The 11,861-nt window shown below is 67.8% G+C and carries 12 protein-coding genes; 6 read left to right on the top strand and 6 right to left on the bottom strand.

Features of this window, described 5'->3' with window-relative positions; genetic code table 11:
- Positions 1–2: 2 nt before the first annotated feature.
- The 3 genes from ACZ50J_RS08865 (at position 3) to ACZ50J_RS08875 (ending at position 2,111) form a co-directional block, all read left to right on the top strand.
- Positions 3–920 (top strand): methylenetetrahydrofolate reductase, encoded by a 918-nt coding sequence (locus tag ACZ50J_RS08865; protein ID WP_464300907.1) that lies wholly within the window; start codon positions 3–5, stop codon positions 918–920.
- An 89-nt stretch (positions 921–1,009) separates the two neighbouring features.
- Positions 1,010–1,453 carry an SAV_6107 family HEPN domain-containing protein gene (locus ACZ50J_RS08870; RefSeq protein ID WP_464300908.1) on the top strand — a complete coding sequence of 148 codons (444 nt, stop codon included), beginning with the start codon at positions 1,010–1,012 and terminating at the stop codon, positions 1,451–1,453.
- Between the two features lie 262 nt (positions 1,454–1,715).
- A complete protein-coding gene (locus ACZ50J_RS08875) occupies positions 1,716–2,111 on the top strand; it encodes a DUF3040 domain-containing protein (protein WP_464300909.1) in 396 nt (131 codons plus the stop codon).
- Between the two features lie 16 nt (positions 2,112–2,127).
- Here the strand turns inward: ACZ50J_RS08875 and ACZ50J_RS08880 are convergent, their stop codons facing one another.
- The 3 genes from ACZ50J_RS08880 to ACZ50J_RS08890 form a co-directional block, all read right to left on the bottom strand.
- Positions 2,128–2,607 carry a DUF456 domain-containing protein gene (locus ACZ50J_RS08880; RefSeq protein ID WP_464300910.1) on the bottom strand — a complete coding sequence of 160 codons (480 nt, stop codon included), beginning with the start codon at positions 2,605–2,607 and terminating at the stop codon, positions 2,128–2,130.
- Between the two features lie 77 nt (positions 2,608–2,684).
- Positions 2,685–2,903, bottom strand: a complete 219-nt coding sequence (locus ACZ50J_RS08885) for a DUF7455 domain-containing protein (protein ID WP_464300911.1) — start codon at positions 2,901–2,903, stop codon at positions 2,685–2,687.
- A gap of 215 nt (positions 2,904–3,118) precedes the next feature.
- Positions 3,119–4,381, bottom strand: a complete 1,263-nt coding sequence (locus ACZ50J_RS08890; RefSeq protein ID WP_464300912.1) for an MFS transporter — start codon at positions 4,379–4,381, stop codon at positions 3,119–3,121.
- A 230-nt stretch (positions 4,382–4,611) separates the two neighbouring features.
- On the opposite strand from ACZ50J_RS08890, the gene ACZ50J_RS08895 reads away from it, so the two are divergent.
- Complete coding sequence (locus ACZ50J_RS08895) at positions 4,612–6,735, top strand: DNA gyrase/topoisomerase IV subunit B (protein ID WP_464300913.1); 2,124 nt, start codon at positions 4,612–4,614, stop codon at positions 6,733–6,735.
- Between the two features lie 32 nt (positions 6,736–6,767).
- On the opposite strand, the gene ACZ50J_RS08900 is transcribed toward ACZ50J_RS08895, so the two are convergent.
- Positions 6,768–7,922 (bottom strand): zinc-dependent alcohol dehydrogenase, encoded by a 1,155-nt coding sequence (locus ACZ50J_RS08900; protein WP_464300914.1) that lies wholly within the window; start codon positions 7,920–7,922, stop codon positions 6,768–6,770.
- 70 nt (positions 7,923–7,992) lie between these two features.
- On the opposite strand from ACZ50J_RS08900, the gene ACZ50J_RS08905 reads away from it, so the two are divergent.
- On the top strand, positions 7,993–9,270 hold the full coding sequence (locus ACZ50J_RS08905) for a hydroxyacid-oxoacid transhydrogenase (protein ID WP_464300915.1): 1,278 nt from the start codon (positions 7,993–7,995) through the stop codon (positions 9,268–9,270).
- A 33-nt stretch (positions 9,271–9,303) separates the two neighbouring features.
- Entirely contained in the window at positions 9,304–9,702 is a 399-nt protein-coding gene (locus ACZ50J_RS08910) for an MmcQ/YjbR family DNA-binding protein (RefSeq protein WP_464300916.1), read from the top strand.
- Between the two features lie 50 nt (positions 9,703–9,752).
- Here ACZ50J_RS08910 and guaD read toward each other — a convergent pair whose 3' ends face one another.
- Together guaD and xdhC are read right to left on the bottom strand one after the other, a co-directional pair.
- Positions 9,753–11,045 (bottom strand): guanine deaminase, encoded by a 1,293-nt coding sequence (gene guaD / locus ACZ50J_RS08915; protein WP_464300917.1) that lies wholly within the window; start codon positions 11,043–11,045, stop codon positions 9,753–9,755.
- Positions 11,042–11,860 carry a xanthine dehydrogenase accessory protein XdhC gene (gene xdhC / locus ACZ50J_RS08920; protein WP_464301332.1) on the bottom strand — a complete coding sequence of 273 codons (819 nt, stop codon included), beginning with the start codon at positions 11,858–11,860 and terminating at the stop codon, positions 11,042–11,044. The genes guaD and xdhC overlap by 4 nt, the downstream gene beginning before the upstream one ends.
- Position 11,861: the final 1 nt, after the last annotated feature.

The following is an 11,861-nucleotide window of genomic DNA, read 5'->3' on the forward strand; positions in this document are numbered from 1 at the left end:
GCATGACGAAGGGCATCGACCAGCGCACCGACAAGTCCGCGCGTCCGATCCCCGAGTTGCTCGCGGAGGACGGTCCGAGTTTCAGTTTCGAGTTCATGCCGCCCCGGAGCGAGCGCGCCGAAGCCGTGCTCTGGAACTCCGTTCGCCGACTCGAGCAGCTGCATCCGACCTTCGTCTCCGTGACGTATGGCGCCGGCGGCTCCACTCGTGACCGGACCGTCCGCATCACGGGGCGGATCGAGCAGGAGACCACGTTGCGCACCATGGCGCACCTCACGTGCGTCGGGTCATCGGTCGCCGAACTGCGGCGCGTGGTGGGGGAGTACGCCGCTGTCGGCATCGCCAACATCCTGGCGCTGCGCGGTGACCCACCGGGTGGACCGGCCGCGCCCTGGGCCGCCCATCCCGAAGGGCTGGACCACGCGGACAAGCTCGTCTCGCTGGTGCGTTCGCTCGGCGACTTCACGGTCGGTGTCGCGGCGTTCCCCGACAAGCACCCGGAGTCGGCGTCACTGGTCGAGGAAGCCGACACGCTGGTCCGCAAGGCCGATGCGGGGGCAGCCTTCGCAATCACCCAGATGGTCACCGATGTCGACGCCTACTTGCGGTTGCGCGACATGGTGGATGCGCGTGGGTGCACCATGCCCGTCATACCGGGGCTCCTGCCGGTGACGGCGGTCGGGCAGCTGCAGCGCCTCACCGAGCTCAACGGGCAGCCGCTGGCGCCCGATGTCGTCGCCCGGATCGAGGCTGCCGGCGACGACCTGGCCGCGGTACGACGCGAAGGCGTCGCGATCTGCACCGAGCATTCGGAGCGGTTGCTGCGCGAGGGCGCGCCGGGTCTGCACTTCATGACGATGAACAAGTCGACCGCGACGCTCGAGGTCTTCGCCAACCTGCGGCAGATCAGTCTGGTCTGAGGCGCCGGCCGGTCACCCCTTGTCGGTGGCCCCGGTTAGCCTCGCCGGTATCGAACAAAAGTTCGATGATCCGTTCGCGAGGAGGCCGCATGCGCTCACCCGTTCACCCCACGTCCCCGACGCCGGTCGCCGGCACCGTGTTGGACCTGGTCGACCGCACGCGCGTCGGGTTGCTGCAGGCGTGTCACGCCGAGTCCGCCGACGAACGCTACCGGCTCGCGCATCTCGCGGCCCTGCGGGCGGCTGCCGCGGTGCTGGCCGCCGATGCGCGCCGTGCCCCCGGCTCCCGCCCGCGCAATGTGTGGGCCGTGCTGCCGGCGGTCGCTCCCGAGTTGTCCGAGTGGGCACAGTTCTTCGAAGGCAGCGCGCGCCGACGTAGTGCGCTGGATCGTGGTGCGGTCACGGTCTCGACGCGGGACGCCGACGACCTGGTGCGCCAGGTGGAGATCTTCCTGGAGTTGGTGCTGGCGCACCTGGGGCTGCCGATGGGGGAGTCGTTCACCGCGTGCATCGCTCCGACCGGAGGCGGGTGACAGCCGGTTTTCGTTCGCAACTCCTGCACCGAGAGCGGCCGGACTTGTTTAGGCTGACGCCAAGACAACGGATCCGATGTGCTGATCTGTCCGTCCGGGGCTGCGGCCCACCTGGTGCGAACGACCGTCTGCGGTCCTCGGGCCGGTGGGCACCTACCGCTAGGTAGCGCGGCGATCTATCCTGGAGGGAGAGATCAGTCGGGGATCAACCGGCGGGATCGGTCGCCGCGTGGTGACGGCCGAAAGACATTGGGAGGTCAACGTGCCACTGTCAGAGCACGAGCAGCGTCTGCTTGACCAGATGGAGCAGGCGCTCAAGGTGGAGGACCCCAAGTTTGCGTCGCACATGGTCGCTCATCCTGGCCGCAGTCGACTCCGGCGACGCATCGCCATCGGCGTGTGCGGTGTCATCGTGGGACTGGCCCTCGTCATCGTCGGTATGACGATTGCGCAGATCTGGCTCGGCGTCGTCGGTTTCGCCGTGATGGTGGCGGCCGGCGCCTACGCCTTCAAGCCCGGGCATCAACGTGACTTCGGCACGGTCCAGGACGACGGATCGGTCGCCGCGGCACACCCTCGACGGCAGACCCGCACCAATGGCAGTTTCATGCAGCGTCTCGAGGAGCGTTGGGATCGCCGACGCGGCGAAGGCTGGTAAGCCCCGCTCGACATCCTCAGGTCAGCAGCACTCCGGCGACCCAGATCCACGACACCAACACCGCAGCGGCCAACTCGATGCCGATGCCGGTGAGCACTGCTCGTACGGCGGCCTTCGTCGCCGCCCACGCTCGCTGAGCGTTGCGCAGGCGTACCTGCTCGGCCACGAAAACACCCACCGGGAAGCCAACGAACATCCCGACGTACGGGATGACGAAGAAGCCGATGACAGCGCCGGCCAGACCGGCCACCTTGGCGAAACCTGGCACCCCCGCGGCCTTGAGCCGGTGATTCGGCACCAGGAACTGCACCACCCAGCCGATCGCAGCGACCGCCACACAGCAGCCGAAGATCGCCCATGACGTGCCGGTGTCGACCTCCCACGCCCACAGCAGGACGCCGGCCAGGCACAACAACAGCCCGGGCAGCACCGGAACGATCAGCCCGAGGATCCCGAGCGTGATCATCACTCCGGCCACGACGGTCACTGCGTCCACGGCATGAACCTACTGCCCGGACAGACGAAGACGGCGCACCATGCGGTGCGCCGTCTTCGGTGAGTAGCGGGTGGGAATCACACTTCGATCGTGGACTCGTGCAGCCGATCGGTCTCGTCGATCACTTCGTCGGCGATCTCGCGCAGCTTGTCCAGGTGCTCGCGGCCGTGGTGAGCGCAGAAGAGCAGATCCTGGTCGGAGCTGAGGCGAGCACGGATGAAGGCCTGGGCGCCGCAGCGGTCGCAGCGATCGGATGCGGTCAAGGTGGGGGCAACTGCTGTAGTCACGGTAATCATCCTCTCGTTGCGGGTCCTCCCGGTCACCCGGGGGTTTCCGTCGTCGAAGTAGTCAACAGTCAATCACGCGAAGGGATTCCCGTCGAAACATATCCCGGGCGTGTGTCATGCTTCACACTTTTGTGACCTTGGCGACGTTGTCTCCTCGGCAACGTTCGCCACCAGTCGGACGATCGGCGGGCCGGCTGAGTTCCGGGTGACGAACGACGGCGGGGTCAGGCAGGCACCTCGGCCGTGTCGTCGTCCTGGGCATGCTCGGCGAGGTAGCGCTCGGCGCTGCGCGCCGCCGGCCGGATGGCGATCGCCGATCCGATGACGATCACCGCGATGAGCAGCCAGCCGTACGGTCCCCAGTTCATCGCCCAGAAGGTGTATGCCGCAGGCGCCCAGACCGTCCCCATGGTGAGTCCGAGCTGGGCCACTCCCTGATATTCGCCGCGCCGCTTCGGGTCGGACAGCTCGGCCTGCAGGCCCCATTGACCCGCCGACTGGAACAGCTCGGTGCCGGTCACCGTCACGTGGCCGAGCCAGATCAGGGCGATGGTGAGCCAGCCGACGGTGTCGTGGGTGACGGCCACGACGACACAGGACAGCACGAAGCAGGCGGCGCCGCGGCGCTCGGCTCGCAGCGAGCTCGGAGTGTCGTCGACGCCGCGTGCGGCGGCCACCTGCAACAGCACGGCCATCAGGGTGTTCGTGCCGAAGAGCCAGGCGAGCAGGACGCGCGGCGCATCGGTGCGTTCGACCAGCCAGAGCGGGATGACCGTGTTCAGCAGCACCGAGTGCGTGCTGAGCACTCCGTCGAAGACGCTGGTCAGCAGGAACCCGCGGTTCCGCAGTGCGCCGCGGGGTTCGGCCACCTTCGGTGTGCTCGCGTCGCCGGTGGTGTGCGGAGCGACGTGCGGCAGCCGGGTCACCCACGCGGTGTTGATCAGCAGAACTGCTGCGGTCAGCAGCGGCACGGCCCGCACGAAGGTGTCGTTGTCGGCCGCGAGGGCCAGGCCACTGGCGAGAGCGCCGAGCGTGTAGCCGACGTTCCGCGATGCGCGCATGTATGCCAGCGACCGGACTCGGTCTGCCCGGGGGAAGACGTCGAAGCGGTAGGCGTTTCGCCCCGACCGCATCCAGGTCTGTACGAGTGACAGGGCGACGATCACTGCGACATACCCGAGGAAGTCGCCGATGAGCAGCCATGCACCGAAGAGCAGTGCCTCGCAGAACGCGCCGATGATCCAGGTACGACGGGTGCCGACGGTGTCGGCGAACCGGCCCAGCGGGACCGCGGTGAGGAAGGTCGCGATGCCGGCGATCGTCAGGCCGAGACCGACCTGGGCGGCGCTCAGGCCGACGATCTGGGTGAAGTACACCGCGGAGCCGGTGAGAAAGGCTCCCTCGCCGAAGGCGGACAGCACCGACTGGTAGGACATGGCCCGGATGAGCGGGTCGTCGGACAGGATGCGGCGCAGCAGCGATCTCATGAATTCCTTGACTTGAAGTATCTTGATATCAAGATAGCTAACTCGGTGCGAGGTTGTCCTGTCAATCGAATATTCGCTCCGCTCGACGGGCGCGATCGACCGACGAGGCGGGGCTGCCGGTCGTGGCCCGCACCGTGCGCCTGCGTGGCTTCGTCAGTGGCGGGGGTTAATCTCGGGCGAGCAAGACCGCTCGGACGCCGGGCGGCAGACCAGCCAGGAGAGCACCACTCGTGACCGCCAGCCCGTCCACCACGTCCAAGAGCGAATACACCGCACGGCACCTGCAGGTGCTCGAGGGGCTCGAGGCCGTTCGCAAGCGACCCGGCATGTACATCGGCTCCACCGACGGCCGCGGCCTCATGCACTGTGTCTGGGAGATCATCGACAACGCCGTGGACGAGGCGCTCGCTGATCGCGGCAGTCATGTGCTGGTCACGCTGTATGCCGATGGCTCGGTCGCCGTCGCCGACCGTGGTGCCGGCATACCCGTCGACATCGAGCCGCGCACCGGACTGTCCGGCGTCGAGGTGGTGTTCACCAAGCTGCACGCCGGCGGCAAGTTCGGCGGCGGTTCGTATGCCGCGTCGGGTGGCCTGCACGGGGTCGGTGCGTCGGTGGTCAACGCGGTCTCGAGTCGACTCGACGTTGAGGTGGATCGTGGCGGCAAGACCTACGCGATGAGTTTCCGCCGGGGCGAGCCCGGTGTCTTCAAGGACCCGAAGTCGGGGCCGAGTCCGGACTCGGAGTTCGAGCCGTTCACCGCCGGCAGCGAGTTGCGGGTCGTCGGCAAGGTGAAGCGCGGGGTCACCGGCACCCGCATCCGCTACTGGGCCGACCCGCAGATCTTCCTGCGTGACGCCAAGTTCGACTACGAGCGGCTGATCGGGCGCGCCCGGCAGACCTCGTTCCTGGTGCCGGGTCTGGAGATCGTGGTGCGCGACGAGCGTGGTGTCCCGGACACGCCCGGCGCGGACGGCCCGGTCGAGGAGAAGTTCCTGCACGAGGGCGGCATCTCCGAGTTCACCGAGTTCTTGGCGCCCGATCCGGCAGTGACCGACATCTGGCGGCTGCAGGGCGAGGCGACCTTCGCCGAGACCGTGCCGGTGCTCGACGCGCAGGGTCACATGTCGCCGACGGAGGTCGAGCGCAACTGCGGTGTCGACATCGCGCTGCGGTGGGGCACCGGGTACGACCAGCGGATGCGGTCCTTCGTCAACGTGATCGACACCCCGAAGGGCGGCACTCACGTCGCCGGTTTCGAGCAAGCTCTGCTGAAGGTCTTCCGCAAGCAGTTGGAGACCAACGCACGGCGGTTGAAGGTCGGCAACGACAAGGTCGAGAAGGACGACATTCTCGCGGGGATGACGGCGGTGATCACCGTCCGGCTCGCGGAGCCGCAGTTCGAGGGGCAGACCAAGGAGATCCTCGGGACGTCCGCGGTCCGACAGATCGTCAGCAAGATCGTCGAACGCGAGCTGACCGCGTTGCTCACGGCGAGCAAGCGCGACCTGAAGACCCAGTCCACCCAGCTGCAGGAGAAGGTCGTCGCCGAGATGAAGGCGCGCATCCACGCGCGCGTTCAGAAGGAGACGCTGCGTCGCAAGAGCGCACTCGAGTCCTCCTCACTGCCAGGCAAATTGAAGGACTGCCGGTCCAACGACAACGAGCGCAGCGAGTTGTTCATCGTCGAGGGTGACAGCGCACTCGGCACCGGTATGGCGGCCCGCAACTCCGAGTTCCAGGCTCTGCTGCCGATCCGCGGCAAGATCCTCAACGTGCAGAAGGCGTCCGTGGGCGACATGCTCAAGAACGCCGAGTGTGCCGCGATCATCCAGGTCGTCGGAGCCGGTTCGGGCCGCACCTTCGATCTGGACATGGCGCGCTACGGCAAGGTGATCCTGATGACGGACGCCGACGTCGACGGGGCGCACATCCGCACGCTGCTGCTGACACTCTTCTTCCGCTACATGCGTCCGCTGGTCGAGGCCGGTCGTGTCTTCGCGGCCGTCCCTCCGTTGCACCGGATCGAGACGACGGCGCAGGGTCGGTCCAAGGGCGAGGTCGTCTACACCTACTCCGAGCAGCAGATGCGCCAGGTCATCGGGCAGTTCCAGAAGAAGGGCCGCACGGTCAAGCAGCCCCAGCGCTACAAGGGTCTGGGCGAGATGGACGCCTCGCAGTTGGCGGAGACGACGATGGACCCACGCCACCGCACCCTGCGTCGGGTGACGCTCAAGGATGCCGAGAATTCCGAGCGCGTCTTCGAGTTGCTGATGGGCAGTGATGTCGCCCCGCGCAAGGACTTCATCGTGGACTCGGCACGCGAGCTCGACCGGGAGCGCATCGACGCCTGAGTTTCCTTGCGGGACAGCGTTTTCGACCGGTGTCAGTCGGTCACATCGAGCGGCTCGCGGTGCAGCACGAGCTTGGTGGTGTGTGCGGCATACCCTTCGGGGGCGTCCTGCCACGGCAGCAGAGTGCTGGTGACTCGCTCGGCGGGAAAGTCGGTGCGGGCGACGAAGTCGAGCAGTTCGGGCAGTCGCGGGCGCGCGTTGGAGACGCCCACTCGCAGCGTGGCGCTGGTCGCGTACATGTCCATCACCGGCACTTTGGTGCCGATGCCGACGTAGTAGCCGACCGCCGTGCACACCCCACCCGGGCCGAGCGCGCGCAGTGAGTCACGTAATCCCTGCTCGGTCGATGATGCTTCGACCGCGACGTCGTAGCGTTCGCTGATCGCCGGCAGCACGGAGGTCCAGCGCTTGCGGCGTACTTCGTGGACAGTGGCCCCGAGGCTCTCGGCGACGGCCAGGCGCTCCGGGTCATCGTCGATGTAGTCCACGCGGGCCGCGCCGAGGGTGCCGGCAAGCCCTGCGGCATACAGGCCGATGCTGCGCGCACCGCCACCGATGACGAGCACGGACGCGTCATCGGGTGCGTCAGCCAGCGGTGGGGCCACCGCGCGCCAGGCGTCACTCAGGTTGTCGCTCGCCGCGGCAACCCGCAACGGGTCCAGGCCGTCCGGCAGCTTGACCAGCATGTGCTCGGCATACGGCACCAGCATCGAGTCGGTGACGACGCCGCCCCATGGGCCGCACGAGGGTCCGAAACCGTATGCCGCCAGGGCCTTCCCGGGACTGTGCACTCGTGTCGTGGAGCACTTGGCGGTGATGCCGCGACGACATTCGCGGCACGTGCCGCAGGAGATCGACCACGGAACGACAACGGTGTCGCCGACGTGCAGGTGTCGCACGTCGTCGCCGACCGCGGTGACCGGGGCGATGCATTCGTGGCCCACCCCGAAGGGGCCTTTGAAGGGCACGGCGCCGGTGATGTCCGCGATCACCGGGTCGATCAGGTGCAGCTTCAGCCCTGCCTGCATCGGTCGCGACACGGGATGGTGCAACGGGAGAACGTCCCCGTCGCAGCGGCTCGCGACGAAGGGACGCACAAGAGCATCGGTGGCCGTCTCCAGTTGCGGGTCGGGGTGATCGCGCCACTCCAACCGCCCTTGTCGGACGAAGGTGAGCTCGCGGGTCATCCGGTCTCCTGCCGTTTGCAGCGATGGTGATTACTGTGGCACGTACTGTCGACCCGAAAGGCGGACAACCGTGGAGTCTGTCGAGACCATCTTCACCTGGGGTGCCCCGCCCCTGAAGTTCGGCACTGGCGCAAGTGACGAAATCGGTTACGACCTCTCGCAATACGGCGTGTCACGGGTGCTGGTGATCACCGATCCCGGGGTCGCGGGGACTGGCGTGGCGCACCGCATTGCCGACGCCTTGGCCCGGTACGACATTGTCGCCGAGGTCTTCGACGGCGTCCACGTCGAGCCGACGGACGACTCGATGAACAAGGCGATCGAGTACGCCGCGGCGCAGGGACCGTGGGACGGCTTCGTCGCCGTCGGCGGCGGCTCCTCGATCGACACCGCGAAGGCCGTCAACCTGCTGACGACGTTCCCCGGCGAGCTCGGCGACTATCTCAACGCGCCCATCGGTCGCGCGCAGGTGCCGCCGGGGGAGTTGAAGCCGCTCATCGCGGTGCCGACCACCGCCGGGACCGGCTCGGAGAGCACGGCCATGTGTGTGCTCGATGTGCTGTCGATGCGAGTGAAGACCGGCATCAGTCACTGGCGCCTGCGGCCGACGATGGCGGTCGTCGATCCGGCGCTCACCATGACCCTGCCTCCCGCGGTCACCGCTGCTGCGGGCATGGACATCGTGTGCCATGCGGCCGAATCGTTCACGGCCAAGCCGTTTTCGTTATACCCGAAGAAGCGGCCGGAGGAACGTGTCACCTACTGCGGGTCCAACCCGGTGTCCGATCTCTGGTGCGAACGGGCGCTCACCCTGCTCGCCGGTGCGTTCCGGCGGGCGGTCGCCCAGGGCGCGGAGGATGAGCAGGCGCGCGTCGACATGATGCAGGCGGCGACCTTCGCCGGCATGGGCTTCGGCAATGCGGGCGTGCACATCCCGCACGCGAACGCCTACCCGATCGCGGGGCAGGTCAAGGGTTTTCGGCCCGACGGTTACCCAGGCGACGAGGCGTTGGTGCCACACGGGATGGCGGTGTCGCTGACCGCGCCGGAGGCCTTCCGGTTCTCCTTCGATGCAGCGCCTGAACGACACCTGCGCGTGGCAGCTCTGCTGGGACCGGACGTGCCGGAGCAGTCGGACCCGCGCGAGCAGTTGCCCGCGGTGCTCACCGGACTGATGCGGGACATCGGCATACCGAACGGCATTGGTGCTGTTGGGTTCTCGGAGTCCGATGTGCCCGACCTGGTGCCCGGGGTGATGAAACAGCAGCGGTTGCTCTCGACCTGCCCGAAGGAGCCGACGGAGGGCGACATCGCGGGCATCCTGACCCGGTCGGTCCAGAACTGGTGACCCGACCGCGGTATACGCGTAGAGTCGTCGGGTATGGCGACCTGGGACGACGTCCGGCGGATCGTCGGCGAGCTGCCCGAGGTGGAGAGCCGGCCGGCGTGGGGCAACACCATGTGGCGGGTCAAGGACAAGGGCTTCGTCTGGGAGCGTCCGCTCGGCGCGAAGGACCGTGCCGCTCTCGGCGACGCTGCGCCCGACGGCGAGATCCTCGCGTTCCGGGTGCCCGACGAAGGTGTGAAACAGGCTTTCATCGCTGACGATCCGAGCGTCTACTTCACGATCCCGCACTTCGACGGCTACCCGGCCGTGCTCGTCCGGCTGGACGAGATCAGCGTCGCCGAACTGGCCGAGGTCATCACGGAGGCATGGCTGAACCGCGCACCCAAGAGGCTGGCGGCGGCATACCTCGAGGAACACCCGATCGACGGCTGACTGTGCGTGCGTAACCTTCGACGGTCGAGGTTTGGGTACGGCGGGGTGGGCTAGTGAATGTCGTGCTTGACCAGCTCGCCGTCGATCCACACCCGGGTGATGTCCGCGGGCGTGCCCATCGCGAAGATCTTGGCGAGGGCGTCCTCCGCGGACTGCGCGTGTCGAATGCCCACGCCGAGCGGTGAATCTGCCTCTGGCGCAACGAATACCGCGTCGAAGCGCTTACCGACGTCGAGGTCCCCGATGTGGTCCCGCAACCCGAGCGCATCGGCGCCGGCCGCCGTGATCAGGTGCAACAAGTGGGTCGGCGTGAGCGGAACACCCCGCGAACCGAGCAGGCTCTGCAGAAAGTAGGCCTGCAGCCCCTCCTTGAAGAGCGAGAAGCCGGTGCCGCCACCGACGTCGGTGCCCATGGCGACGCGCACTCCGTGCTGCAGGTGCTCGGCCATCGGGAACATGCCGCTGCCGAGCGAGGCGTTGCTCGTCGGGCAGTGCGCGACCGCGGCGCGACCCGCGGCGAGCACGTCCAACTCGGCGTCGGTGGGGTGCACGTTGTGCGCGAGGATCGTGCGGGCATCGAGCAGGCCGTGATCCTGATAGGTCCCGACATAGCTCGATCCGTCGAAAAGCCTTGCCACCTCTGCGACCTCGGTGACGTTCTCGTTGACGTGCGAGGTGCACCAGGCACCGTCGATGTCCTTGTATGCCGCGCCGCACGCCTCGAGCAGGTCCGCGCTGCACGAGTAGGAGAACCGCGGGGTCACGGCATACCGGAGGCGCTCGTGGTCCTGCCAGCGCGCCGCGAGGGCGACCGACTCGTCATACGCCCGCTCGGGGGTGGTGAGCAGGTCCTCGCGCAACAATCGATCGGACACGACGAGGCCCGAGGTCATCCGCATGCCGCTGCGCTCGGCACTCCGGAACAATGCGTCCACCGCAGTCGCGAAGTGTGAGCCGAAGACCAACGCGGAGGTCGTGCCCGCTTGCGTCATGCCATGCACGAACTCGTCGGCGACCTGCGCGGCGTAATCGGCGTCGCGCAGTCGGGCCTCCTCGGGCAGTGCGGAGTGCTCGAGCCAGTCCAGCAGCGGCCGCCCGAGCCCGCCGATCGCCCGGATCTGCGGGTAGTGCACATGGGTGTCGACGAATCCGGGGAGCAGGACACCGTCGCGCAGCTCGACGACTTGGTCGTCGGGTGCGGTCGCGCGGACGTCCTGGTAGCTGCCTCGAGCGGTGATGACCCCGTCCGTGACGACCAGGGCGGTGTCGGAGTCGGCACGCAACGCCCCGCCGGCGAACGGATCGACCGGGGTGTCGAGCACCGTGGCGCGGTAGATGGTCATCGGGTCACCGCCTGGGTCGACACGTCGGCGAATCGGCGGACGAGGTCCGCGGCCACACTGAGAGCGATCGTGGCGGGCGCCTTGCCCGGCAGGTCGGGAAGGCCGATCGGGGTGGTGATGCGGGCCAGCGCCGCGTCGTCGTGGCCTTCCTCGGTGAGCCTGCGCCGGAAGCGCGCCCACTTGGCGGCCGAGCCGATCAGGCCGATGCTGCCGAGGTGCCCACAGCGCAGTGCGGAGTCACAGATCGCGATGTCCTCGGCGTGGTCGTGGGTCATCACGAGGACATGGCTGCCGGCCGGCACCTCGCCCAGCACGACCTCGGGAACCGGCGCCGGGTGCGGTATGACGGATGCGATCGCGTCGTCCAGCACGGCAAGGCGTTCGGGGGACAGATGCGCCGGCCTTGAGTCGACGAGGTGCAACTCCACCTCGTGGCGACTCAGGATCCGAGCGAGCTCGAGGCCGACGTGTCCCACTCCGAAGATCGCGATCGAGGGGCGAATCGGCAATGGTTCCAGCAGGACTCGTACCTCACCGCCGCAGCACTGCACACCGTGTTGAGCAGGTGCCTTGTCACTCAGTGCGACAGCCAACTCCTGCGGTGCGCGGTCGTCCGTTTCGAGCAGCACGCGTGCCCGGAAGACGGCTGTCTCCTCGAGGTTCCCGCCGCCGATGGTGTCGAAGACATCGTCGGACGTGACGACCATCTTGGCGCCGGCTGCGCGCGGCGCGTGGCCGCGCACATCGACGAGGGTGACCAGAACCGCTGCGCGACGCTGCTTCCGGAGCAGGCCGATTGCGTCATACCAGTTCACG

The organism is Flexivirga sp. G2, assembly GCF_055397625.1.

Bases quoted from the DNA above. Each gene is read 5' to 3' on its own strand.
- ACZ50J_RS08865 (WP_464300907.1), top strand. From the start codon at position 3: ATGACGAAGGGCATCGACCAGCGCACCGACAAGTCCGCGCGTCCGATC.
- ACZ50J_RS08870 (WP_464300908.1), top strand. From the start codon at position 1,010: ATGCGCTCACCCGTTCACCCCACGTCCCCGACGCCGGTCGCCGGCACC.
- ACZ50J_RS08885 (WP_464300911.1), bottom strand. From the start codon at position 2,903: ATGATTACCGTGACTACAGCAGTTGCCCCCACCTTGACCGCATCCGAT.
- ACZ50J_RS08890 (WP_464300912.1), bottom strand. From the start codon at position 4,381: ATGAGATCGCTGCTGCGCCGCATCCTGTCCGACGACCCGCTCATCCGG.
- ACZ50J_RS08900 (WP_464300914.1), bottom strand. From the start codon at position 7,922: ATGACCCGCGAGCTCACCTTCGTCCGACAAGGGCGGTTGGAGTGGCGC.
- ACZ50J_RS08910 (WP_464300916.1), top strand. From the start codon at position 9,304: ATGGCGACCTGGGACGACGTCCGGCGGATCGTCGGCGAGCTGCCCGAG.
- guaD (WP_464300917.1), bottom strand. From the start codon at position 11,045: ATGACCATCTACCGCGCCACGGTGCTCGACACCCCGGTCGATCCGTTC.